This is a genomic window from Phenylobacterium sp., assembly GCF_037189685.1.
Lineage (GTDB): Bacteria > Pseudomonadota > Alphaproteobacteria > Caulobacterales > Caulobacteraceae > Phenylobacterium.
In genome coordinates this window covers 36,737-60,421 of the sequence record NZ_JBBCIT010000032.1, presented here as the reverse complement: position 1 = coordinate 60,421, position 23,685 = coordinate 36,737, and the positions used below count along the sequence as shown (strand labels likewise).

The following is a 23,685-nucleotide window of genomic DNA, read 5'->3' as shown; positions in this document are numbered from 1 at the left end:
TCGTTTCCTTCGTGCTTGATCAGTTCAGGGCGTGGTTTCGCCGATGGCCTCGGCGAGATGGCGCCAGGTCAGGACGCGATTGGGCGCCGCCGGCGTGGCGTACGGGTAAGACAGGGTGACGCCCTCGACGTCCCCGCGGTCCGGTATGGCGTAGGTCACGGCGATCGTCAGGCCGGGGCCGATGGTCTGGTCGTGCATGCCGAAGTGCGAGCCGTCCCGGCGCAACGGCTGCGCCGTCTGGCCCGAGGCGCGGCCCTGCCACCAGACCCGTTGAAGGGTCCGCGGGAAGGTGGGCGTGGCGCCGGTGTTCTTCAGCGTGAAATCCAGAAAGCGAACGGGAAGCCCGGCCTGCACGCCGCGCCGCATGCCGTCGAGGCGGAACGCGCCGATGTCGCCGATGGCGGTGAAGGCGCCCGGGCCCGCCGCCGCGCGGGCGTGGGCGGAGGTGTCGGCAGGTGCGGTCGGGGAGCCGGCGGCGACTGAACTCTCGCCTGCGGTCGCCTTGGCGGGCGCGCAGGTCATGGCGACGGCGCAAGTCGCGCCGATGAGGGCGTGGGCGAACATGGAATGCTCCGGACTCTGGGCGCAGCTTCGGGGAAGCTGGAGTGGGAATTGCACATGCCGTCCCCGGGCCTTGCTTCCCGACCAGGGCATGGCGCTCGGCTCACCGGCCGAGGTGTCCCGTCGAGGCGCGAAGCAGGCCGCCGTCGCTCGGGACAGTCACGGTTTAGCTTTGCCGCGCGCTTCGCTCCATCCGAAGTTACGCGGAGGCGTCTGCAGGAACGCCGAACCGTCCGGATCGGCGATCGCTAGGTTCGGACGCCTGCCAGCATGGGCCGCAGCGTCGAGATATGCGCCGCGAGGATGTCCGAAAGGGCGCGAATGTGCGGTTCGCTACGCAGGCGCTCAGGATAGACCAGCCACATCCAGGTGGTGATGGGGAGGTCGAAGCATCGCACCAGGTTTGCATCGCGATCACCGAGCATGCAGGGGAGGCCGCCTACCCCCAGGCCGGCCGTCAGCGTCTGGGCTATCCCCTGCGCCGAGTTCGCCTTGTAGCGGATGGCGCTCGGGGGGACGACGCCCTCCAGGAACAGCTGGGTGTGGGTGAAAGCCACGACGTCGTGGCCCGCCATCTCGGCGAGCGAGGCCGGCGCCCCACGACCTGCGATATAGGCCTTGCTGGCGTAGATGGCCCATCCCATCTGGCCGACCTTGCGCGCGACCAGGGTGGGATCCGTGGGCGGCGGCCCGGGGCGGATCGCGAAGTCCGCCTCGCCGCGGGTCAGATCGAAATGCCGGTTGTCGATCAGAATCTCGACGTCGACGTTCGGATGCAGCTTGTGGAAGGCTGGCATCGCGGGGCTGATGAAGAGTTCCATCATCCCGTCCGCCGTGGTCAGCCGTACGGTCTTGGCGGTTTCCCGCGCGTCGCCCGCGACGATCTGCAGGACGGACTTGGCTTCCTGAGCCATGGTTTCGACGGCGGGCAGGATGCGTTCGCCGAGCGGAAGCAGCCTGTATCCCGCGGCGTGCCGTTCGAAGAGCTTGGCGCCCAGCGCCTCCTCCAGCGCCGCGACGCGTCGCGCGCAGGTCGTCTGGTTGAGGCCCAGCGTCCGCGCCGCCCCGAGCGTCGTACCCTCGCGCGCGACCGCCAGGAAGACTTTCAGATCATCCCACATCCGCCCAGTCTGCGGCCAGGGGGGAGCCGTCGCAACCGTATGGCTAAGCCTGTCCGCCAGCGCGCTGGGCTGGCCCCTGGCCGAACATCTGCCGGAACCCGGCATGCGCGCTCACCCAGCTGGGACGCCCCTTCAGCGTGGCGACCCACCGCGCGACATTGGGCCAGGGCGACAGGTCGAACCCGATAGCGTCCGCCAAGGCGAAGATCGAGCCGCCCATGTAGTCTGCGAGCGTCAGCTCCGGTCCGCAGCAGTAGTTGCGGTTCGGCCCGATCATATGGGCGTCCAGCACGTCGAGCCGCCGCTCCGTCGCCGCCAGGCCTTGCTCCAGGACGAGCGCCTGCTGGGCGGGGTCGTCGAGACGATATTGCGGGAGCATCTGTGGATAGACGAACCCCAGCCCGAACGCCGAATGGAAACCGAAAAGCCAGTCCATGGCGGCGTTGATCCGCGCCCGCGTCTTCAGGTCCAGGGGATAGGCGGGCGATCCGACCTTGTCGGCGAGATACTTCAGGATGGCGGAGCTTTCGATCAGTTGCAGATCGCCGTCCTCCAGGAGGGGGATCGTGCCGTTCGGGTTCAGCGCCAGGTAGGCGGGGGCCTTCTGCGCCCCCTCAATCAGCGACACGAGCTCGAGTTCCAGCGGCACCGCGTGTTCCTCGGCGAACATGAGGATCGGCCGGGACGACGTGGACAGGGGGTCGTAGTAGAGGCGCATGGGAAGCTCCGCTGGAGGTGGCGCGACCCTACGTGCCGGGCGGCCTTGCGGACAATGTCGAAGCCTGCCGACGCGTCTGCACGGCTGCAGACCGGCGTACCGTTGAGCGTCTTGCGAATGTCGGCTTTCCGAGGAGCTCCGAACGTCTCTTGCTGGTGCAACGCTGGCCCCGTCGGGCGCTACGAGATCTGAAATGCACGACGAATCCTTGGCCACGCCACGCGCGGCTCGAGCGTCAGCGAGCTCATCTCATCGAGGTATGTGCCGGGCACGGCGCTTGGCGCCTTTTCCTTGCCACCGGAACCGGTGAATGACGTGACGATGGCGCGCCACGGTGATTTCGAAGGACAGGCCGCCAACTGAGAGGCGGCGAACGAGGACGCCCGTTGCGTTCACGTACGGCTTGAATCCCCTGGCTTCCTTGTCCCTCACGGTGGCTTTCGTCATCACCGCGTCCTACAACTCGACCTACAAATCGCCCGTTGCTTGGGGCGATCCGCAGAAACACGTTGGAAACCTGCTGCGCAATACAGCATTGAATTTTCTTATAAAATGGAACGAGGAGAGACGTCCTGAAACCGGCTTCTTCCTTCTGGCGCAAGATAGCCGGCCTGGCGGCGCGCAAGGTCGATGAGGCGGACTGCGATGTCTGTCCCCCCGGCCTGCCCGGCGAAGATCCCGCGTTCTCCACGGCGGTGACGGCGCTGGGCGCCAAGCTGGCCAAGGCCGACGGGCAGGCCCAGTCCTCGGAATACGACACCTTCCACGCCGTCTTCCAGGCCGAGCCGGGCAGCGAGGGCAACATCCGCCGCCTGTACCAGTTGGCCCGCCAGACGACGCGCGGGTTCGAAGGCTACGCGCGACGGCTGCGCAAACGCTACGGGACCTGCCCGCAGGTGCTGGAGGATGTGCTGGACGGCCTGTTCCACATCGCGGCTTCGGACGGCGTGGTGACCGCCGACGAGCTGGCCTATCTCGAACGGGTCGGAGAGCTGTTCGGCCTCTCGCCCCTGACCGTCCGGCGGCTGAAGGCCACCCACCTGGGCGCGGCGAACGACGATCCCTACGTGATCCTGGGGGTGGCTGCGGACGCGTCCGACGCCGAGGTCCGGGAGGCCTGGCGCGCCCAGCTCTCCGAGGCCCACCCCGACCGAGCGCGATCCAGGGGGTTGCCCGCCGAGTTCATCGAGGTGGCCGAGGCCAAGGCGGCGGCCATCAACGCCGCCTACGATCAGATCGCACGCGAGCGTCGGTCGCTCTCCGTCGACGTGGCATAGGCCGCCGGTGCGGCATAGGCGTCGCGGTCGTGTTTCCGACACATGTGCGGTTGACGATCCGGGTCAGTGTGCTGACATACGTCTTTCACGGATTGGCGCAGGCCCGCCGCGAGGAGCTGAAATGGTCAAGGACTACCCCGCGAACCAGGGATCGGCCCTTCGGAGCCTGGCGGCCGTGGGCGCCGCCCTCGCCACGACCGCCGCCGTGATCGTGGGCGCGATCCTTGCGGTCTTCGCGGCCGCCACGGTCGCGGTGATCGCCGTGATGGCCTCGGCGCTGCTCGGGTTCACCGCCCTGGCGATGCGTGCGAGGCGCAATGTGCGGGCCCGCCGCCGCGCCAGCGACGTGATCGAGGCTCGACACCAGGGCGGGCATCACTGGGTCGCCTATGGCTGGAACGAGCGCCGATAGGTCGCACGGAGCCTCCGCGTCGCCGGAATTCCCATAAGAGTGCTTGCTTGACGCGACCGGCATGATAATGCGAGGCGTTCTTAATTAGTCCGGCGGTCTGGCCGGTTTTTCGCTGTGAACGCCGCGCCACCCGCCGAACTTTCCGCACCGAACCCCGAAGCCGCCGCCGCCGAGCGTGCGCGGGCGAAGAAGCGCGCGCAGCGGCGCGCCGCTTTCCTGCGCCAGGTGATGCGCTGGCACTGGATCAGCGCCGCCATCTGCCTGGTGGGCATGATCCTGTTCGCGGCGACGGGCATCACGCTGAACCATGCCGGCGACATCAAGGCCGAACCCCGGACCATCACCCGCGACGGCGAGCTGCCGGCCGAGCTTCGGCCGGCGCTCAAGGCCGCCGAGGCCGCCGGCGGCGAACTGCCCGAATCGGTTCGCCGCTGGCTGGCCGAGGGCCTGCAGGTCAAGGCTCCGGCCGGTCCCGTGGAATGGTCGCCCGGCGAGGCCTACGTCGCCCTGCCGGGGCCGGGGTCGGACGGATGGGTCACGCTGGAGACGGAGAGCGGCGCGGTCGCCTACGAGCGGACCGATCGCGGCCTCGTCGCCTACCTCAACGACCTGCACAAGGGGCGCAATACGGGGCCGGCCTGGAGCTGGTTCATCGACGTCTTCTCGGTGGGCTGCCTCGTCTTCTGCATCACCGGCCTGATCCTGCTCCAGCTCCACGCCCATGCGCGGAAGTCCACCTGGCCGCTGGTGGGCCTGGGCGTGGTGATCCCTGTTCTTCTGATCCTGTTCCTGATCCACTGAGGAGTGCGTTGCGTATGCGCGTGAAGCCGTCCTGGACCCTGTTCGCCGCCGCCTCGGGCCTGGCGGCCGCGCCGGCTGCGGCGAACGCCGCCGAGCTCTCGGTCAGCGTCGAGATCCCGCGCCTGTCGGTCGCCGAGTATCACCGGCCGTATGTGGCGCTCTGGATCGAGAACGCCGATCAGGCGGCGGTGAAGACCCTGGCCGTCTGGTACGACATCAAGCTGAAGAACAACGAGGGGAACACCTGGCTGAAGGACATGCGCCAGTGGTGGCGCAAGGCCGGCCGCAGCCTGACGATGCCGGCTGACGGGATCAGCGGCCCCACCAAGGCTCCGGGCAAGCATCAGGTGACGTTCTCCGGCGCCCAGGTCGCGGGCCTCGCGCCCGGCCAGTACGCCCTCGTGGTCGAAGCGTCCCGCGAAGTGGGCGGCCGCGAGGTCGTTCGGGTCCCGTTCACCTGGCCGCCCAAAGGGCCCGCCCGTCCGGCCCAGGCCGCCGGGACGGCCGAGCTCGGCGCCGTCGTCGTCACCGCAAAACCCTGATCCTCTGGAGAAATGCCGATGTCCGCGCTCCGCTTCGCCGCCGTGGCCGCCCTTCTGGGCGTCGCCCTGGCTCCCACCGCCGCCCAGGCGCACCGCTCCTGGCTGGCCCCGTCCGCCACCGTCCTTTCCGGCGCCCAGCCCTGGGTCACGGTGGACGGCGCGGTCTCCAACACCCTGTTCTACGCCGACCATGTGCCCATGCGCCTGGAAGGGGTGAAGGCCGTCGGTCCCGACGGCGCGCCCGTGGCGATCCAGAACGGGGCTACCGGCAAGTACCGCTCGACCTTCGATGTGCAGCTCGCCAATCCGGGCACCTACAAGATCGCCAATGTCTCGGAGAGCGCGATGGCGTCCTACAAGCAGGGCGGCGAGACCAAGCGCTGGCGCGGGCCGGTGGGCCAACTGACGACCGCGCTGCCCAAGGACGCGACCGAGGTCCAGGTCACCTACAGCAGCCGCCGGGTCGAGACCTTCGTCACGGCCGGCGCGCCCAACACCACGGCCCTGAAGGCTGAAGGCAAGGGCCTGGAGCTGGAGCCGATCACCCATCCCAACGACCTGGTGGCGAGCGAGAAGGCGCGCTTCCGCCTGCTGTCCGACGGCAAGCCGGCCGCGGGAGTCGAGGTGGAGATCGTGCTGGGCGGCGTCCGCTATCGCGAGAAGGGGCCCGAGCTGAAGGTGACCACGGGCGCCGACGGGGTGTTCGAGGTGACTTGGCCCGAAGCCGGCCTGTGGTGGCTGGAAGCGACGGTGCAGGGCGCCGACGCTTCGGGCGCGCGCAAGAGCTCGGGCTATGTGGCCACGCTCGAGGTGCTGCCGGATTGACCCCCGAGCCGGCGGCTCCGCGGCGTATCGCCGTCCCACGGGTCCTCGGCCGCGAAACGGCGCGGCCCCGCGAGGGTCGCGACGTCGTGCTCGAGGGGCCGACCATGGGCGTCACGTGGCGCCTGCGCGCCCGGGCGCCCGCCGGCCTGCCGGATGCGGCCATCGCGGCCGCTGTCCGGAGTGCGTGCGACGCCGTGGTGGCGGCCGCCAGCACCTGGGAGCCGGAGAGCGAGATCGCCCGGTTCAACCGCGCGCCCGCCGGCGCCTGGGTCCCCGTGGGGGGGCACCTGATGGCGATCGTGCGCGCGGCGGTGAGGCATGCCGAGGAGAGCGGCGGGGCGTTCGATCCCGCCGTCGGCCGCCTCACCGACCTCTGGGGGTTCGGGCCGCCCGGCGCGGTGGCCCGGCCCCCGTCGGTCACGGCCCTCGCTGCGGTGGAAGCCGGCTGGCGCGGCCTGGGGATCGACGCGGCGGGGATGCGCCTCCTCCAGCCCGGCGGCCTGTCGCTCGACCTCTCGGGCATCGCCAAGGGCTACGGCGTCGACCTCGCCGCGGGCGCGCTCGCGGAGCTGGGAGTCCGTGACGCCCTCCTGGAGATCGGCGGTGAGTTGTCCGGCCGCGGGGTCAAGGGCGACGGCGAACCCTGGTGGGTGGAGGTCGAACGTCCGCCGGAGGCGGCTTCGGACGCCGCGCTGGACGAGCCGCCCGTCGTGATCGCGCTGCACGAACTGTGCGTGGCCACCTCGGGAGACTGGCGTCGCACCTTCGAGTCCGGCGGACGCCGCTACAGCCATACGCTCGATCCCGCCACCCGCGCGCCGGTGGATGGGCGGGTGGCGGCGGTGACCGTCGTCCACGAACGCTGCATGGACGCCGACGCCCTCTGCACCGCCCTCATGGTGATGGGGTCTGAACGCGCGCTGGCTTTTGCCGAGGACCGCGACGTGGCGGCCCTGCTTCTGCTGCGCACGGAGCACGGTCATGCCGAACGCCTGTCCCCCGCGTTTCGCCGGCTTCTCGACTGACCGCGCCCCGCGCGCGGGAGGGGGAGCCGGTTCCCTCCGGGGCCGACAGGCTCTAAGGAGATCGAAACATCAAAGGGAGTCGAGGCGATGGAGTTGAAGCCGGGTTCGCGCTGGAGAAGCGCGGTATGCGAGGCCGAGTTCGTGGTGGTCCGCCCGGCCAAGACGCCCGTCAGCCTCGAATGCGGCGGCCGGCCCATGATCCCGCACGCCGAGGCGCGCGATCCGGCGGCGTCGCCGTCGGCCGACCACGCGGCCGGCTCGGCGGCCGGCAAGCGTTACACCGACGCCGATACGGGGCTGGAGGTCCTGTGCTCGAAGGCGGGCGCGGGTTCGCTGTCGGTGGACGGCCGGGCCATCGGCGCCCAGGAGGCCAAGAAGCTGCCGTCTTCGGACTGATCCGATGCATACGGCACTCCTGCTCGACATGATCGCCGACGCCGCGCCGGACCGGTTGGCGCTGGGCCGGCGGTCCGAGGGGCTGACCTTCGCCGAGACCCGACGCCGGGCGCACCACGCCGCCGCCTGGCTGGAGCAGCTCGGCGGGACGAACGTCGCCTTCGTCGGCCTGAACGGGCCGGCGCTGCCCGTGGCCGTTTTCGCCGCCGGGATGCTGGCGCGGCCGTTCGCGCCGCTGAACTACCGCCTGCCCGACGCCGACCTCCGGAAGCTGCTGGCGCGCACCGCGCCCTCGACCGCCGTGGTCGACGACGACATGGTTCCGCGCCTGGGACAGGTGGACGACGTGACCATCGTCAGCCGCAGCGCCTTCGAGGCGGCGTGCAAGGTCCACGGCGACTGTGACGCTCAGTTCCTCGACGTGGATCACGACATCGCCGTCCTCCTGTTTACCAGCGGCACGACGGGCGAGCCCAAGGCGGCGATCCTGCGCCACCGCAACCTGACCTCCTATGTGATCTCGACGGTGGAGTTCCTGGGCTCGGAGGAGGGAGAGGCGGCGCTGGTCAGCGTGCCGCCCTATCATATCGCCGGGATCTCGGCCGTGCTGACCGGGGTCTACTCCGGCCGCCGTATCGTCCACCTGGACGCCTTCACGCCCGAAGGCTGGGTGCAGGCCGCGGCGGACGAGGGGATCACCCACGCGATGGTGGTGCCCACCATGCTGGGCCGTATCCTCGACGTGCTGGAGAAGACCGGGGAGAGCCTGCCGGAGATGCGGGCCATCAGCTATGGCGGCGGGCGCATGCCCCTGCCCGTCATCGAGCGGGCGCTGGCCCTGCTGCCGCACGTGGACTTCGCCAACGCCTATGGGCTGACCGAGACGTCCTCGACCATCTCGATCCTGGGGCCGGACGATCACCGCATGGCGATCTATGCCGACGACGACGCGGGCAAGCGCCGGCTGGGGTCGGTGGGCAAGCCGCTGCCCAGCCTGGAGGTGGAGATCCGCGATCCCGATGGAAATGTCGTGGGGCCGAACCAGCCGGGGGAGATCTACGTCCGCGGCGAGCAGGTCTCGGGTGAATACGCCGGCAAGAAGGTGATCGACGACGAGGGCTGGTTCGCCACCAACGACGGCGGCTTCATCGACGAGGAAGGCTACCTCTTCGTGGAGGGCCGGCTGGACGACGTGATCGTGCGCGGCGGCGAGAACATGAGTCCGGGCGAGATCGAGGACGTCCTGCGCGAGCATCCGGGCGTGGCCGATGTTGCCGTTCTGGGCGTGCCCGACGACCAGTGGGGCGAGACCGTGGCCGCGGCGATCGTCCCCCAGGGCGCGGCGCCGTCGACCGACGAGCTTGCCCAATGGGTGAAGGCCCGGCTGCGCTCCACCAAGGTCCCCGAGGTCTGGGCGTTCCGCGACGCGCTGCCGTACAACGACACCGGCAAGCTTCTCCGCCGGCAGTTGAAGGCCGAGATGGCCAGGGATCGGGCGTCGGCCTGAGGGTTCGCGGGCGCTCGGGATCACGCTCCGGCATTTGCCGTGGCGGGCCTTTGGGCCTACGCCTCGACGCTCGACCTCCAGGATCCGCCGTCCCGTGCGTGACATGGCCCTCATCGCCGACCTGATCGACCTGGGCGGGGCCGGCGTCGCCGTCGAGCCCTTTGGCCCGCAGGACCCGTTCGAGCGCGGGCCCGGCGTGGTGCGGGTCGGTGTGGACCGCGAGGGCGCGCTGGCCTTCGGGCCGATGGAGGCCTTCGACATCCTGCTGACCACGACGGCGGCCGCGCCACGGCCGTGGGTGTCGGTGAGGCCTCAGCGGCTGGATCCGGCGATTGCGGAACTCGAGGCCGCCGTCGCGGCGCAGCCGGCCGCCGCCGCGGCCCTGATACAGGTGCTGCGGGCAAGCGAGGACCTCGCCTTCGACACCGCACTGGCGATGGAGTCCCTCGCCTATTCGATGCTGCTGGCTTCGGACGGGTTCGGGGCCTGGCGGGCCGCGAACCCCGCGCGGGACCGGCCCGACGACGGCCAGCTTCGGGTGCGGGTGGAGGTGGGGCGCGAGATCGCCGTCCGGCTGACGCGCCCGGCCGCCCGCAACGCCTTCGACGCCCGGATGCGGGACGAACTGGCCGAGGCCCTGGCCTTCGCCGCCGATCATCCCGACGCCCTGCCGCTGACCCTGAGCGGAGAGGGGCCGGCGTTCAGCGCGGGCGGCGACCTGGACGAGTTCGGCCGCGCGGGGGATCCGGGCCTGGCGCATCTGGTGCGCACGCTGCGGTCGCCGGCGCTGGCGCTGCACCGGCTGGGTGGACGGGCGACCGCCCGCCTCCACGGCGCCTGCGTGGGCGCCGGGATCGAGGTTCCGGCGGCGGCGGCGCGCGTCGCCGCGGGGCCGGGCGCCTTCTTCCGGCTTCCGGAGGTGGGCATGGGGCTGATCCCGGGCGCCGGGGGCACGGTGACGATCCCGCGGCGCATCGGCCGGCATCGGACGTGCTGGATGGCGCTGACCGGCGCCGAGATCGACCTGGCCACGGCCGTGGCCTGGCGGCTGGTGGACGAGGTGGCGGCGTGAGCGCGATCCAGCCGGCTCTGGACGCGCTTTGCGTCGAGGTGGAGGGGGCGAGCGCCTGTGTGGGCGACCGGGTGCGGCCGCAGGACCTGGGCGTGCTGGACCGGGCCGGCCACCTGGTCCTGGGGCCGCCGGGCGGCCGGGTCTCGCCCAACGGGGCCTGCCGCCTTCTGCGCGCCGCCGATGGCTGGATGGCGCTGAACCTGGCGCGCGACGAGGACCACGACCTGATCCCGGCCTGGCTGCTGACCGGGGATGTGGGCGACGCCTGGGACCTGGTCGAGGCGCACGCGGCGGAACACCCGTGCGCGGCGCTGGTCGAGCGGGCGGCGTTGCTCGGGCTGCCGGCCAGTCGGGTGGGCGAGGCGGCGGGCGCGCCCGCTGTGAGGACGATATGGCGAGGCGACGGCCGGGCGGCGCGCGCCGGGCTCCGCGTCGTGGACCTCTCGGCGCTCTGGGCGGGGCCGCTGTGCGGCGCGATCCTGGCGGCCACGGGCGGAGCCGTGACGAAGGTGGAGAGCGTGCGCCGGCCCGACCCGACGCGGGCGACAACGCCCGGCTTCCATCGGGCGCTGAACGGGGCCAAGGCCGACCTCGTGCTGGACCTGGCGACCGCGGCGGGACAGGCGATCCTGCGCGACCGGATCGCCCGGGCCGATGTCCTGATCACCAGCGCGCGGCCGCGGGCGCTGCCCTCGCTGGGCCTGGACGCGGACGCCCTGTTCGCGGCGAACCCCGGCCTGGTCTGGGTGGCGATCACGGGTCACGGATGGGCCGGCGAGGCGGGCGCGCGCGTGGCGTTCGGCGACGACGCGTCGGCGGCGGGCGGGCTGGTGGGCCGGGTCGGCGACGCGCCCTGCTTCCTCGGCGACGCCTTGGCCGATCCCGTCGCGGGGCTCGCGGCCGCGGCGGCCGCGCTGAAGGCCCTGGCGGACGGTCGGGCCGCGTTCCTGGAGGTGTCGATGGCCGGCGCGGCGGCGTCCGCGGCCGTCGCCAGCGGCCTGGCGCGCGCGGCGTGAGCCTGATCCTGCGCAACGTGGAGGTCGAGGGGCGGGCGGGCCTGGACGTGCGGATCGAGGCCGGCCGTATCGCCGCCGTCGGCGAATGCCTGCCCCGCGCCCGCGACGAGATCGACGGCCGGGGCGGCGCGCTGATCCCCGGCCTGTGGGACCATCACATCCACATCCTGGCGCTGGCCGCGCGCGACGCGTCCCTGGACCTTTCCGACGTCGACGATCCCGGCGAACTGGCGCGACGGATCGCGGGGGCCACCGCGGCGCGGCCGACAGGGCGCTGGCTCCGCGCCATCGGGTGGCACGAGGCGCAGATGGGCGACCTGGATCGCGCGACGCTGGACCGGCTGGCGCCGGACCAGCCCGTGCGGGTGCAGCATCAGACCGGGGCGCTGTGGGCGCTGAACAGCCGTGCGCTCGACGCCCTGCCGGCCGGCGACGATCCGGCGGGGCTGGACCGTGCGGCGGGCCACCTGTGGCGCGGCGACGCCTGGCTGCGGGCGAAACTGGGGTCGGACCCGCCGCCGCTGGCGCCCCTGGGCGCTCGGCTGGCCGCGATGGGCGTCACCGGCCTGACCGACGCCAGCGTCACCACCGACGCCACGGCCGCCGCCCGGTTGGCCGGGGCGCATCGGGTGGGCGATCTGCCGCAGCGCCTTTGCCTGATGAGCGGCGGACCGCTCGCGGCGAAGGACGACGGCGCCTATGCCGTGGGGCCCGTGAAGGTGCTGCTGGACGACGCCGACCTGATCGACCTGGACGACTTCATCCAGCGCATGGCGACCGCGCGGGCGTCCGGGCGCGCCGTGGCCGTTCACTGCGTCACGGCGGCGGAGCTGGCGTTGACCCTGGCGGCGTTCGCGACCGCCGGCGCGCGGCCCGGCGACCGGATCGAGCACGGCAGCGTGATCCCGGCGGACGCCATCCCGACCCTGCGCGACCTGGGCCTGACGGTGGTGAGCCAGCCGGCCTTCGTCCGCGAGCGCGGTGACCGGTACCTGCGCGAGACCGATCCGGCCGACCGCGGAGACCTCTACCGCCTGGCCAGCTTGCGGGCGGCCGGCGTGCCCCTGGCCGCCAGCTCGGATGCGCCCTATGCCGCGCCTGATCCCTGGGCGGGGATCGCGGCGGCCCGTGACCGGCGGACAGCCGGAGGCCGCGCGCTGGGCCCGGCCGAGGCGCTGCCTGCGCGCGCCGCCCTGGAGCTGTACCTGGGCAGCGCGAGCTGTCCCGGCGGAAAGGCGCGGCGGCTGTCGGCCGGGGCTATGGCCGACCTTGTCCTGCTGGACGGTCCCCTGAGGCGGGTCCTGTCCGCACCCTCGGCGGAGGCCGTGCGGATGACGCTGATCGGGGGTCGCGCCGTTCACGGCGCCTAGCTCCCCGGAGACGGGGAGCATCGACCCTCGCCACCGGTGCGGGCCGTGCGCCGGATTGTGTCGGACGGTGTTCTTCGGGTTGGCCCCAAGGCCAAGCTTGGATAACGTATGGCCGAGCTTGGGGGGCGTCATGAAATTCGTTCTGAGTGCTTTGGGGCAGGACCTTTCCTGGCCGGGTCTGGTCGCGGTGCAGGGCGGGGTCGAGGACGCGGTGCGGGAGGCGGAGGCGCTCCTCGCCCTCGATCCGGATTGTGAGGAAGTCGAGATCTTCAGCCAGGGGCGTTTCGTCGCCGACCTCTGCCGACGGGCGGGATAGCGGTTCTCCGTGCGGGGCGCGCGCCGCCGCCCCTGACCTTCATGGAGAAAGCAAAGGGCCTCGGATCACTCCGAGGCCCTTTGCTTTTCCGACGTATCGGCAGCCCGTCACCCCGGATGGTGTTGGCGTCCTCCTCCATGATCGTCGCCGAGCCGGTGGGGCCTGCGCCTGAGGCAGGCCCGGGTCGGGAGGGACGCCGGGACGGGTGGCGTCCCTCCCGGGGGGCGTCGCTCCGGGTCGGGGGGCGGTCCCGGACCGTTCGGGGGCGCGGAGGCCGCGCTAGCCCGAATGCCCCGCGGGTTCGTGGACGATCGTGGCGCCGAGGCGGAGGCCCACCTCCCGCACGCCAAGGGCGACCACGATGCTGATGGAACTCTCGGTGGAGAGCCCGGTCGTGACGATCTGGGTCCGTTGCTCGCCGGCGTCGAGGATGCAGACGACCTGCTCCGGATTGACCAGGACCTCACGGCCTCCGGAACCGGCGACGGGCAGGGCGACGAACTGCATGTGAGAACTCGAGGCGCGAGGGTTAAGACCTCGGCAACGATCCGGCGGCGCGCCTTACGGAAGCGTTTTCAGGAATGTTTAACTCTCGGGCGTCGCCCACCCGCCGGGAGGATGCGGTTCTCGTGCTGGCGGCGCCCCAGGAATGGCGTTCTCGCGGAACGGACCTCGGGCCGGAACATCGGAGATGATAATCCCGACGGCGTGCGTCACCCTGGGGTCTGGCGATCCGACGGAGGGGAGCACGTGTTCAGGGCCTTCACCGACCATCCGCAGGCGATGGGCGAGACCTACGGAGAGCACCTTGCGAAGGCCTGGAGCTTCGCGGGGCCGCTGGCCGCCGCCGCGGCGGCCTGCGTACTGCACGGCCTGTTCCCGTTCGCGTTCCAGACCTCGGCCAGCCGGCGGGTGCGCGACCTCCACGACCGGATGGTCGTGGAGCGTGCGCCGCGGGACTGACGGACCCCGCCGACGGCCTGGGAGGGCCGCCGGCGAGCAAGGCGCATCACCAGATGTCCGCGCGGTCGGCAGGCGCGACATAGAGCTTGTCGCCCGGCTGGATCGCGAACGCCTCGTACCAGCCGGGCAGGTTCCGGATCGTGCCGTTGACGCGATAGTAGGCCGGCGAATGCGGGCCGGTGACGACCCGCTGGCGCAGGGCTTCGTCACGGATCCGCTCGCGCCAGACCTGCGCCCAGCCGAGGAACACCCGTTGCTGTCCGGTGAAGCCGTCGATCACCGGCGCGGGCCTGCCCTTCAGCGAAGCGAGATAGGCGTCGTAGCCCAGGGACAGGCCGCCCATGTCGCCGATGTTCTCGCCCATGGACAGTGCGCCGTTGAGGCGCAGGCCCGGCAGCGGCTCGAACTCGGAGTACTGGGCGCCCAGGCGGGCGGCCTGGGCCTGGAACTTGGCGTTGTCCTCGGCGGTCCACCAGTCGCGCAGCACGCCGTCGCCGTCGGACTTGCGGCCCTGGTCGTCGAAGCCGTGGCTGATCTCGTGGCCGATGACGCCGCCGATGCCGCCGTAGTTGACGGCCGGGTCGGCGTCGGGATCGAAGAACGGCGGCTGCAGGATGGCGGCCGGGAAGACGATCTCGTTGTTGGCGAAGTTGTAGTAGGCGTTCACCGTCTGGGGCGTCATGCCCCACTCGCGCTTGTCGACCGGCTGGTCGAGGCGATCCACGTCGCGGCGCCATTCGTAGGCGGCCGAGCGGATGACGTTGCCGACGAGGTCGGTCGGGTCGAGGCGCAGGTCCGAGTAGTCTCGCCACTCCTCGGGATATCCGATCTTGACCGTGAACTTGGCCAGCTTGTCGAGGGCGCGTTCCTTCGTCTCTGGGCCCATCCAGTGCAGCTTCTGGATCCGCGCCTGCATGGCCGAGCGCACATTCACGACCAGTTCGTCCATCTTGGCCTTGGACTCGGGCGGGAAATAGCGGGCGACATAGACGCGGCCCACGGACTCGCCGATCACGCCATTGGTGAAGGCGACCGCCCGCTTCCAGCGCGGCCGCTGCTCGGGCTGGTCCATCAGGGTCCGGTTGCGGAACTCGAAATTGGCGTCGACGAAGCGTCGGGACAGGTAGGGCGCCGCGTCGTCGGCCACGCGGAAGGCCTGCCAGGCCTTGAGCGTCTCCACCGGCGTGGCGGCGTAGATCTCGGCGAACTTCGGATAGGCCGACTTGGTGGACACCACGATGCGGTCGGCCTTCGGCAGGCCGGCCGCGGTCAGGTAGCGATTCCAGTCGAAGCCCGGCGTGAAGGCGTTGAGCTCGGCCGGGGACATGGGATTGTAGGTGCGGTCGCGGTCGCGCCTCTCCGCACGGGTCCAGGACACCTCGGCCAGCTTGGTCTCGAACGCGACGATCGCCTTGGCGTTGGCGGCCGGCGAGGGCCAGCCGATCATGGTGAGCATCTGCTCGACGTAGGCCTGGTACTTGGCCTTCTTCTCGGCGAAGGCCGGCAGCAGGTAGTAGTCGCGGTCGGGCAGGCTCAGGCCGGCCGTCGTGGACCCCACCGCGTAGCGGGTGGGGTTCTTGGCGTCGATCGTGACGTAGACCGGCAGGATGCTGGAAAAGCCGGTCGCATTGGCGCGGCCCATCAGGGCGGTGAACTGGTCGCGGCTGCGCACCTTGCGGATCTCGTCCAGGCTGCCGGCGATCGGCTTGGCGTCCAGCTTCTCGATCCGGGCCTCGTCCATGAAGGCGGTGAAGGCCGCGCCGATCTTGGCGGCGTCGAGGTCGTCGAGGCGGCCGGCGGCGGCCTCCTGCAGGATGGCGTGGACCCGGTTCTCGGAGAGCTGGCCCAGGATGTCGAAGTTTCCGAACCGCGTGCGGTCGGAGGGGATCTCGGTGCGCTCGGCCCACTTGCCGTTTGCGAACCGGTAGAAGTCGTCGCCGGGCTTCGCGCTGCGGTCCATGCCCGACATGTCGAAGCCCCAGGCGCCGAACCGGGGCGATTCCAGCGATGTCGAGGCGCCCTCGGGAGTATTGGCCGAGGCGAACAACGCTTGGGAAACGCACGTCGCGTCGAGGCAGTCGCGCTCATGCGCCGTCGTGCTCTGGGCGGCGAAGGCGAGGGCGGCGGCTGTGCCGGCCGACAGCAGGATTTTGCGTTTGCGGAAGATCATGGGCTTTTTCTCGACAGCAATTCGGGCCGTTCCGCATCGGAAGCGGCGTGGCCGCGCAAGAAAGGGGGAATATCGCTCCAAGGCAACCTTCGAGCGACGAGCGGCGCCGATGTCAGCGTTGGGCGGGGTCGCTCCGGGGCCGCGGGGGTCGTTTCGGCGTCCCGCCGAGCAGGCGGTGGTAGTGGCCGCGGACCACGCCGTAGCATTCGCAGGCCACCGCCTCGAGCCCGTCGGGGTCGAGGATGTCGACGACGCCGCGGCGGTAGCGGATGAGACCTCTGGTCTGAAGCGTGCGCGCCACCGCGGTCACGGTCGTACGCTGGACGCCCAGCATGTCGGCCAGAAGCTCCTGGGTGAGGGCGATCTTGCTGCTCTGGACGCGTTCGTGACAGCTCAGCAGCCAGCGCGCGAACCGGGCTTCGACCGAGTGCAGCGCGTTGCAGGCCACGGTCTGGATCGCGTGAGCGTAGACCGCCTCGGTGTGGCGGTCCACGAGATCGCGCATTGCAGGGCTGACGGCGCAGACTTCCCGTAGCCGCTCGGCGGCGATCCGCGACGCCCGCAGGGGCGTCTGCGTAACGGCCCGCGACAGCGACTGACGCGGCGCCACGGCCGCCATGAGCCCGAGCGCCCCCTCGGGCCCGATGATGGCGCTCTCGATGGCCGCGCCGCTTTCCATGAGCGTCATCAGCGAGATGACGCCTTCGTTCGGGAAGTAGACGAATTCCACCGAGTCACCCGGATCGTACAGAACGCGGCCGCGTTCGAGCGTCACAGCGACCAGATGGGGGATGATCCGGGCGGCGTCGCCGGGCGGGAGAGCTTCGAGCAGGCGATTCTGCAACGCGGAGACGGGCCTTTGCATCGGGACCTTGAAACGCCGTTCTCCGGCTCAGGTTTCACGCTAGCGGTCGCGAAGGACAAAAACTGTCGACAACTCGACACTGCGAAGTTGTGTCGCGCCAAAACACGCGAATATCGGGATATCCCTTTCCGTGGAGCCCGTCCCTCGAGGCGGGTGTGCCTCGGCTATCCGCGAGAGGTCCGGGTGTATTTGACGGATGTCAGTCTCGGCCCGGCCGATCGGTGTCGACCGCCATCATCGGCCGTCGGAGGTCCGTCTGGCCCGATCCCGGGCGCGTGGGGTCATTGCGCCTGGTGGACCACCTTGCCGTCCACGACGGTCAGGACCGCCCGACCCTTCGGGATCTCGGCTTCGGGCGCGGTCATGAGATCGACCGAGAAGGCCGAGAGATCGGCGCGCTTGCTGACCTCTATGGTCCCGAGTTCGACCTCGGCGAAGCGGGCGTAGGCCGGCGCCGAGGTGAACATCGCCAGGGCGGCCTCGCGGCTCAGGGCCTCCTGCGGCGCCCAGTTGGGCGCGGAAAAGCCGTTCAGGTCCTTGCGCGCCACCGCGGCGTAGAACTCGATCAGCGGGTCTCCACGTTCCACCGGCGCATCCGAGCCACCGGCCACGACGACGCCGGCCCGCCGCATCGATGTCCAGGCGTAGGCGCCGCGCAGGCGGGCGTCGCCCAGGCGGGACGGCGCGAAGTGCAGGTCGCCGATGGCGTGGCTGGGCTGCATCGAGGCGATGACACCCAGGTCGGCGAAGCGCGGGATGTCGGACGGTCGCACGACCTGGGCATGTTCGATCCGCCAACGTAGGCCACGCGCGTTCTCGGCGGCCATTATGTCCAGCACCTCGGCGTTGCCGCGGTCGCCGATGGCGTGTGCGGCCACCTGTATGCCCGAAGCGCGCGCCCGGGCCATGGACGCCCGCATCGCCTCGGGTGGGGTGACCACCAGCCCGCGGGTGTCGGGCGCATCGGCATAGGGCTCGAACAGCGCCGCGCCCCGTGAGCCCAGGGCGCCGTCCTCATAGAGCTTCACAGCCCGTGTGACGATGAGGCCGTCCTTGGTCGCGCGAGGGCCGCCTTCGAACAGCGGCCCGGCCTGGGCGGCGTCCACGGCGTTGTAGACGCGCAGCGGCGTGACGCCCTCGGCGTTCATCCGCTCCAGAAGGTCGACGTCGGCCCATGTGGCGCTCATGGAATGGACGCCGGTCCAGCCGTAGGCGGTCTCGACCCGGAAGGCGGCCTCGAAGGCGGCGCGGCGGTCGGCCTCGGTGGGCGCGCGGCGCAGGGACGCCACCAGCCGCATGGCGTTGTCCACCAGCACGCCGGTCAGCCGGCCGTCGGGCCCCTTGAGAATCTCGCCGCCGGGAGGCGCCGCGGTGCTCTCGTCGATGCCCGCGGCCTTCAGCGCGGCGGAGTTGGCGACCAGCGCGTGGCCGTCGGCGCGGGTCAGCAGGACCGGCTGGTCCGGGGCGATCGGATCGATGTCGCCGCGCTCGAGGAAGCGCCCCTCGGGCCACCCCGTCTCGATCCAGCCGCGACCCCAGACCGGGCCTTCGGGCTTGCGGGCGTCGAGGTGGGCCTTCACCCGCCGCACCGCCTCGGCCGCGGATTTCGCGCCTTCGAGGTTCAGGGACAACTCGCGCTCGCCGACGCCGCGCAGGTGGGCGTGGCTGTCGGTGAAACCGGGGAACAGCGCCGCGCCGGCGAGGTCCACGACCCGGGTCGCCTCGCCCACCAGGACCTGTGCGTCCGCGCGGGGGCCGACGTGGACGATGCGGCCTCCGCGGACGGCCACGGCCTGGGCTGTCGCCGGTTGCGCGCCGGTATAGATCGGCCCGCCCCAGATCACGAGATCGGCCGGCTGGACGTCGGCGGGTCGCGCAGCGGCGGGCGCCGCGAGGACCGCCGCGAGGGCGGCGGCAAGGAGGGACCTCATCGTCATGGGGCCACGCTAGTCGCGGCTGAAGGCGGAAGCCAGGGCCGTGGCCCGGCGATCGCCTCAATGGGCGTCGCCGTCCAGCGCGTGCTCGTAGACCGCCTTCGCCGTGCCTCCGATGGTGTTGGCGGCGGTGCGCAGCGCGGCTTCGCCGATCAGGGTCTCGGCCTGTTCGGACAGGGCCATCAGCTCCTCCGCGACGGCCGACAGCTTGAGGTAGACATCCCGGTCGTTCATCCCCCGCCTATCGCCCCAACGGGCGCCTTCGGCAAGGCGCGCACGAAAAGGCCGCGGCGGGCGGGAGCCGGCCGCGGCCTCGTTCTTCGGCGCCGGGGGCGTTCCGGCGCGGCCGCTAGTAGGCGTTCGCCACGACGCTGGCGATCAGGCCCGTGGCCAGGGCCATCAGCACGAAGTTGCCGTCGGCGTAGACCCAGCGGTGGCCGGGCGGCGGGGCGCGCAGGCCGTAGTAGTAGGGGTCCTGCACGTAGTAGGTGCGGTAGGCGCGCGGCACGTAGGCGCCTTGACGCCAGGTGTAGCCGCGCATCACCGGCCGGTATCCGTAGCCGGGCGCGTACCAGTAACCGGAGCGGGCGCCGCGATAGTCGCGCCACTCGGGCCGGCCGCGCCAGGTATCGGCGCGATGGCGGTTGTAGCGCACCTCGCGCTCGCTGCGGCGGACCTCGGCGGCGTCGCGGCGGATCTCGCGGGCTTCGCGGGGGGTGATCACGCCGTCGCGGCGGGCGTCCCGCACGGTGTCGCGATAGTCGCGGCGATCCTCGCGGAGCTCGCGGCGGTCTTCCCGGCGCTCCTGATGCCAGCCCGGCTGGGCGGAGGCGACTGCCGGCGCGGCGACGGTCGCGAGGGCGACGGCGGCGTACAGCAGATGTTTCATGACAGCTCCTCGGGTTACATGTCCCATGGCCGGCCATAGTCACGGGCCGGACTGAACCCGTCCTGAACCCCCAGCTTCAGATTCGGTTCATCTTGCGCCACCCGGGCGCGGCGTGTGCTGGCGCGAAGCTTGCACGGAAGATGATCGAACCGGCCTTGAAACTTGACGGACGGCCAGGCCGTACTTCCTGCGAGCGATGAGACTCAGACGCGACAGCCTTTCCGACCTCTTGCGCGCCCGCGCCCCGCGGGGGGCGCCCGTCGAACTGCTGCTCGATTCCTGGTCGGATGTGGAAGACGCGCTGGTGGCGGACGGCGGCCGCGCGATGGAGGCGTTCACGGCGGCCAACCGCGACCTGCCGCCCGTGGCCGGAGCCATCGCCGACCGGCGGGCCCTGGCGCAGGCGGTCACGTCCGCGCACGGGAGCCTGTATTTCGCCGAACCCGCGTTCCGCGCACTCTTCACGGACACCGCCGACCTGCGCCCGCTTCTGAAACGCGCCCTGAGCGAGGGGCCTGTCGTCAGCCTGGCCGAGGGCGCGGACGGCGCGGCCTACACGGTCTGGATCGGCGACGAGGCCGCGGCGGCCCGCTGGCCGCTGACGCCCGACGCCTCCGCCGCGCTCCAGGCCGGCTCCCAGCGGCTGGTCGTGGTGGTGAGCGCGCCGTCGCGCTCGTCCGAACTGGCGCGCCGGGCGGCGCGGGCGCTGGACCTTACGGCGCTGGAGGCCCGCCTGGCGGAAGCGCTTCTGTTCGCGCCGAACCTGGAGGTGGCGGCGGCTGACGCCGGCGTGGGCCGCGAGACGGCCCGCGACGCGCTGCGACGCATCAACGCCAAGGCGGGCGTGCGCCGCGCGCCGGAACTGATCGCCCGGCTGATCGGCGTGATGTGCGAGGTCCAGGCTCAGGGTGAGGACGACGAGAGCCTGGCGGAGGAGGCCCTGGGGCTCACGCCGGGCGAGGCGAGGGTGGCGGTGCGGGTCGCGCGCGGCGCCACCACGCCCGAGGCGGCACAGGCGCTGAGCCTAAGTCCCGAGACGGTCAAGTCGCATATGAAGGCCGTGCTCCAGAAGACGGGGGCCAAGGGGGCGAAGGATCTGGCGCGCCTGTTCGCGGAGGGGCGCGAACTGGTCACGGTCGCCTCTGCGGCCGAAGCCGTGTTCGGGGAGGAGGAGGGCGGCGGACGGCTCCGGATCGTGCCGTCCCTCGACGGGGCGCGGCGCATCGCGCTGATCGACTACGGACCTTACGACGGCGAGCCGGTCTTCGTGTTCCACGGCTCTGCGGCCGGCCGTCGGCTGCCCGACGCCTATCGCCACGGCCTCATCCGCGCCGGGCTGCGGCCTATCGTGGTCCAGCGGCCCGGTTTCGGTCTTTCGGACCCCGCCGCGGGCGACTATGCCGCGGCGGCGGCTGACGACATGGCGGCCGTCGTCGAGCGGCTCAAGTTGAAGAGCGTCCGGCTGATCGTGCGGGACACCGGGGCGCCGGCCGGGCTGGCGTTCGCCAGCGCCTACCCGGGCCTCCTCGGACCGTCCGTGTTGATGAACCCCCATCCGCCCATGTCGCGGACCCAGCCACACTCCACCTTCATCGCTTCCGTGCAGAAGCACCTGCTGCGCAATCCGCAACTCGTCTCGGTGTTCGCAGAGTTCCTGCGGCGGCAACTGACCACGCCGACGATCGAACGCGTCATGTTCCGGGCGCTGAGCGAGGTCGCGGTCGATGGCCGCGCCCTGGAAGACCCTGAGGTGCGGGGCTTCCTGGTGCGCGACATCCAGGCCATGTGCGCGCGTTCGACCTGGGGCTTCGCCGGGGAGCACGCCGTCTATGCCGGAGGCTGGGAGCCGCCCGCCGACGTCGGCGCCGGTGCCGGCTGGACGGTTGCGGTCTCCGCAGCGCTGCCGGACCAGGGCGACTTCTCCTGGCTGCCCATCCCGGGTGTGAGGCGCGCCCGGATCGAGGGCGCCGGCGTCCTCCTGCAGTTCACCCATCCCGGCGAGATCGTGAAGCTGCTGGCCTGACCTCGGTCCCGGAATCCGGGCCGGCGCCGGAAGACGCGCGCAGGCACCCCCAAACGGGGGAGGTTTTCCCGCCCGGCCGGACGTAGCTTGCTTGGAAAGCGAGTTCATGGGGGCAACAGTGAAACGTACAATCATCATGGCTGCCGCGTCGGCGGCGCTGATGCTCGCGTCGCCGGCTTCGGCCCAAGGGCTGCAGGTGAGCTATCCGGGCGACGCCCAGATGGACTGCAACGCGATCGCGAACGAGTCGGCGCGGATGGACCAGATCGTGGCCGAGGCCAACGCCCGGGTGGCCAAGGCCGACGGCTCGGCCCAGGGCGCGGGCCTCGCCTCGACCGTGGCGGTCGAAGGCATGCTTCGGGCCGGGGTGCTGGGCCGCGTGCCCGGCGCCGGGATGTTCGCCAACAACGCCGCCGCGATGGCCAAGCAGCGCGCCGCCCAGGTGCGCGCCGAGGCCGAGGCCCAGGTGCAGACCGCCACCACCCGCAAGGCGGTGATGGTGGGCCTCTATTCCGGCAAGGGCTGCGATGCGCCGCCGGCGTATGAGGCTCCGGCCCCCGCCCCCTATGAAGCCGCGCCGGCGGGTGATGCGGCCGGCGGGGATGCGGCGGACGCGCCGACCGGCTGACGGGCCGCGGCCAGGCTCATTTCGGCCATCCGTGATTCCGCGCAGGTTCTTCCGGTGGGGTGACGCCCCCATGCGAAATTCCGCCGGATCGGCCTTCACGGGTGGCCGAAACCAGCCTGGCCGTCCGCCCGGCATGGCCCGTCTCCGGAGGCGGGTCTTCGCGCCGCTCGTGAAGCCGATTGCCTTCGCCCGCCGCGTCCGACAAAGCTGACGTATGGCCGCCTCGCCGAGACCTTCCGGAAACCGGGCGCTTCAGGCGTTGATCAGCCTGGCGGTGGCCGCGGTCCTGGTGGGGGCGGCCACACTTGTCCGCCTCGTGCTCAACGGCGCCCTTGGCGCGCTCTCGCCCTTCATGCTCTACGTCGCGGCGGTCCTGGCCGCCGGGCTGGCCCGGGGGCCGTTCTGCGGGGTGCTGGTGATGGCGGCGGGGGGCGCGATCGGCTGGCGCCTCTTCCTCAGCCCTGGTGGCGTCATTCACCCGGGTGCGGCGCCGGCGCTCCTGACCTTCTGGGCGGTCTCGTCCCTGGTGCTGGTGACGGCCAATGAGCTGCGGGTCCAGCTCAAGGTCGCGATGGACCGGCTCGCGTCGGCGCTGGAACGGAGCGGCCGACGGCCATAGCGAAAAATACGCTTGATACGCGAAAGTGTCGGGCGCCTGACACAACTTTCCAGTGAAGAACGTATAAGGTCGGACATCCGCGCGGGGACCCGCGCACCAAACGATGAGAGCCTGCGCTCCCGTTCGTCGCCGGGGAGTTGCGTCATGCCGCTGTTCACGTTCTATCCCTGTCGTCCCGACGGCTCGTCCACAGCCTTCGAGACCTTCGAGCATGAGGATGACGCCCACGCTCTCGCCCGGGCCGGCCGGGTGCTGTCCGAGCACGACAGCGCCGTCGAGGTCGTCGTGTGGCAGGGCGAGCGTCAGGTGGGCGCCGTCGGACGGCTCGATACCGCCTGCTGACGTCCACCCCCTTGCCGGACGCCTCGGGTTGCGCGAAAGCCAGCACATGGCTGAGATGCGCCGCCGGACCGGAACACCGCTCGCGATCCTCGTGATGGCGGCGCTCTGCGTGGGCCTCGGCCTGATGTGCGCCTGGCTGGCCTGGGCCTGGAGCATCCAGCGCGAGGAAGCCGCATGCTGGCGGGCGGCGGCCGAGTTCCAGCTTCAGCCGGAGGGCGACTGCCGCCGCTCCGAATGGGCCAAGACCCCACCGTCGGCGTTCCGTCCCGCCCAGGCGGAGTAGGCGACCCCTC

Annotated in this window: 28 protein-coding genes; 19 read left to right on the top strand and 9 right to left on the bottom strand. The window is 71.4% G+C overall.

What is annotated here, in order from left to right; genetic code table 11:
* Positions 1-24: 24 nt before the first annotated feature.
* From WG212_RS18215 to WG212_RS18205, 3 genes are all read right to left on the bottom strand, one after another.
* On the bottom strand, positions 25-564 hold the full coding sequence (locus WG212_RS18215; RefSeq protein WP_337188536.1) for a hypothetical protein: 540 nt from the start codon (positions 562-564) through the stop codon (positions 25-27).
* A gap of 245 nt (positions 565-809) precedes the next feature.
* Entirely contained in the window at positions 810-1,787 is a 978-nt protein-coding gene (locus WG212_RS18210) for a LysR family transcriptional regulator (RefSeq protein WP_337188535.1), read from the bottom strand.
* Entirely contained in the window at positions 1,726-2,400 is a 675-nt protein-coding gene (locus WG212_RS18205) for a glutathione S-transferase family protein (protein ID WP_337188534.1), read from the bottom strand. Before WG212_RS18205 ends, WG212_RS18210 begins: the two co-directional genes overlap by 62 nt.
* A gap of 433 nt (positions 2,401-2,833) precedes the next feature.
* Between WG212_RS18205 and WG212_RS18200 the strand changes: the two genes are divergently transcribed.
* The 13 genes from WG212_RS18200 (at position 2,834) to WG212_RS18140 (ending at position 12,959) form a co-directional block, all read left to right on the top strand.
* Positions 2,834-3,034 (top strand): hypothetical protein, encoded by a 201-nt coding sequence (locus tag WG212_RS18200; RefSeq protein ID WP_337188533.1) that lies wholly within the window; start codon positions 2,834-2,836, stop codon positions 3,032-3,034.
* Positions 2,973-3,677 (top strand): molecular chaperone DjiA, encoded by a 705-nt coding sequence (locus tag WG212_RS18195; RefSeq protein WP_337188571.1) that lies wholly within the window; start codon positions 2,973-2,975, stop codon positions 3,675-3,677. Before WG212_RS18200 ends, WG212_RS18195 begins: the two co-directional genes overlap by 62 nt.
* A gap of 121 nt (positions 3,678-3,798) precedes the next feature.
* Positions 3,799-4,089: a hypothetical protein gene (locus WG212_RS18190; RefSeq protein ID WP_337188532.1), complete on the top strand. Its 291-nt coding sequence runs from the start codon at positions 3,799-3,801 to the stop codon at positions 4,087-4,089.
* A gap of 114 nt (positions 4,090-4,203) precedes the next feature.
* Entirely contained in the window at positions 4,204-4,890 is a 687-nt protein-coding gene (locus tag WG212_RS18185; RefSeq protein ID WP_337188531.1) for a PepSY-associated TM helix domain-containing protein, read from the top strand.
* A gap of 14 nt (positions 4,891-4,904) precedes the next feature.
* Positions 4,905-5,432, top strand: a complete 528-nt coding sequence (locus tag WG212_RS18180; protein ID WP_337188530.1) for a DUF2271 domain-containing protein — start codon at positions 4,905-4,907, stop codon at positions 5,430-5,432.
* 18 nt (positions 5,433-5,450) lie between these two features.
* Entirely contained in the window at positions 5,451-6,257 is an 807-nt protein-coding gene (locus WG212_RS18175) for a DUF4198 domain-containing protein (RefSeq protein ID WP_337188529.1), read from the top strand.
* 104 nt (positions 6,258-6,361) lie between these two features.
* Positions 6,362-7,282: an FAD:protein FMN transferase gene (locus WG212_RS18170; protein WP_337188528.1), complete on the top strand. Its 921-nt coding sequence runs from the start codon at positions 6,362-6,364 to the stop codon at positions 7,280-7,282.
* 87 nt (positions 7,283-7,369) lie between these two features.
* A complete protein-coding gene (locus tag WG212_RS18165) occupies positions 7,370-7,678 on the top strand; it encodes a hypothetical protein (protein ID WP_337188527.1) in 309 nt (102 codons plus the stop codon).
* 4 nt (positions 7,679-7,682) lie between these two features.
* Entirely contained in the window at positions 7,683-9,185 is a 1,503-nt protein-coding gene (locus WG212_RS18160) for a class I adenylate-forming enzyme family protein (RefSeq protein WP_337188526.1), read from the top strand.
* A 103-nt stretch (positions 9,186-9,288) separates the two neighbouring features.
* Positions 9,289-10,257 (top strand): enoyl-CoA hydratase/isomerase family protein, encoded by a 969-nt coding sequence (locus tag WG212_RS18155; protein ID WP_337188570.1) that lies wholly within the window; start codon positions 9,289-9,291, stop codon positions 10,255-10,257.
* Positions 10,254-11,273, top strand: coding sequence for a CoA transferase (locus tag WG212_RS18150; RefSeq protein WP_337188525.1), 1,020 nt, complete (start codon positions 10,254-10,256; stop codon positions 11,271-11,273). The genes WG212_RS18155 and WG212_RS18150 overlap by 4 nt, the downstream gene beginning before the upstream one ends.
* Positions 11,270-12,643, top strand: a complete 1,374-nt coding sequence (locus WG212_RS18145; protein WP_337188524.1) for an amidohydrolase family protein — start codon at positions 11,270-11,272, stop codon at positions 12,641-12,643. Before WG212_RS18150 ends, WG212_RS18145 begins: the two co-directional genes overlap by 4 nt.
* A 130-nt stretch (positions 12,644-12,773) precedes the next feature.
* On the top strand, positions 12,774-12,959 hold the full coding sequence (locus WG212_RS18140) for a hypothetical protein (protein WP_293380341.1): 186 nt from the start codon (positions 12,774-12,776) through the stop codon (positions 12,957-12,959).
* 279 nt (positions 12,960-13,238) lie between these two features.
* On the opposite strand, the gene WG212_RS18135 is transcribed toward WG212_RS18140, so the two are convergent.
* Complete coding sequence (locus tag WG212_RS18135) at positions 13,239-13,466, bottom strand: hypothetical protein (RefSeq protein WP_337188523.1); 228 nt, start codon at positions 13,464-13,466, stop codon at positions 13,239-13,241.
* A 243-nt stretch (positions 13,467-13,709) separates the two neighbouring features.
* Between WG212_RS18135 and WG212_RS18130 the strand changes: the two genes are divergently transcribed.
* Entirely contained in the window at positions 13,710-13,922 is a 213-nt protein-coding gene (locus tag WG212_RS18130; RefSeq protein ID WP_337188522.1) for a DUF6356 family protein, read from the top strand.
* Positions 13,923-13,968: 46 nt separating this feature from the next.
* Here the strand turns inward: WG212_RS18130 and WG212_RS18125 are convergent, their stop codons facing one another.
* The 5 genes from WG212_RS18125 to WG212_RS18105 all read right to left on the bottom strand — a co-directional run bounded on the left by WG212_RS18125 (position 13,969) and on the right by WG212_RS18105 (position 19,780).
* On the bottom strand, positions 13,969-16,092 hold the full coding sequence (locus tag WG212_RS18125) for a M13-type metalloendopeptidase (protein WP_337188521.1): 2,124 nt from the start codon (positions 16,090-16,092) through the stop codon (positions 13,969-13,971).
* A gap of 112 nt (positions 16,093-16,204) precedes the next feature.
* A complete protein-coding gene (locus WG212_RS18120; protein WP_337188520.1) occupies positions 16,205-16,957 on the bottom strand; it encodes a Crp/Fnr family transcriptional regulator in 753 nt (250 codons plus the stop codon).
* A gap of 281 nt (positions 16,958-17,238) precedes the next feature.
* The gene (locus WG212_RS18115) at positions 17,239-18,894 is read right to left on the bottom strand and encodes an amidohydrolase (protein WP_337188519.1); all 1,656 of its coding nucleotides are present in this window, start codon (positions 18,892-18,894) and stop codon (positions 17,239-17,241) included.
* Between the two features lie 57 nt (positions 18,895-18,951).
* On the bottom strand, positions 18,952-19,125 hold the full coding sequence (locus WG212_RS18110; protein WP_337188518.1) for a hypothetical protein: 174 nt from the start codon (positions 19,123-19,125) through the stop codon (positions 18,952-18,954).
* A gap of 115 nt (positions 19,126-19,240) precedes the next feature.
* On the bottom strand, positions 19,241-19,780 hold the full coding sequence (locus WG212_RS18105) for an RcnB family protein (RefSeq protein ID WP_337188517.1): 540 nt from the start codon (positions 19,778-19,780) through the stop codon (positions 19,241-19,243).
* Positions 19,781-19,976: 196 nt separating this feature from the next.
* Between WG212_RS18105 and WG212_RS18100 the strand changes: the two genes are divergently transcribed.
* The 5 genes from WG212_RS18100 to WG212_RS18080 all read left to right on the top strand — a co-directional run bounded on the left by WG212_RS18100 (position 19,977) and on the right by WG212_RS18080 (position 23,675).
* On the top strand, positions 19,977-21,803 hold the full coding sequence (locus tag WG212_RS18100) for a LuxR C-terminal-related transcriptional regulator (protein WP_337188516.1): 1,827 nt from the start codon (positions 19,977-19,979) through the stop codon (positions 21,801-21,803).
* Between the two features lie 136 nt (positions 21,804-21,939).
* Positions 21,940-22,431 (top strand): hypothetical protein, encoded by a 492-nt coding sequence (locus tag WG212_RS18095; RefSeq protein WP_337188515.1) that lies wholly within the window; start codon positions 21,940-21,942, stop codon positions 22,429-22,431.
* 259 nt (positions 22,432-22,690) lie between these two features.
* On the top strand, positions 22,691-23,050 hold the full coding sequence (locus WG212_RS18090) for a DUF4118 domain-containing protein (RefSeq protein WP_337188514.1): 360 nt from the start codon (positions 22,691-22,693) through the stop codon (positions 23,048-23,050).
* Between the two features lie 144 nt (positions 23,051-23,194).
* Positions 23,195-23,392 carry a hypothetical protein gene (locus WG212_RS18085; RefSeq protein ID WP_337188513.1) on the top strand — a complete coding sequence of 66 codons (198 nt, stop codon included), beginning with the start codon at positions 23,195-23,197 and terminating at the stop codon, positions 23,390-23,392.
* Between the two features lie 46 nt (positions 23,393-23,438).
* Positions 23,439-23,675 (top strand): hypothetical protein, encoded by a 237-nt coding sequence (locus WG212_RS18080; RefSeq protein ID WP_337188512.1) that lies wholly within the window; start codon positions 23,439-23,441, stop codon positions 23,673-23,675.
* Positions 23,676-23,685 lie beyond the last annotated feature (10 nt).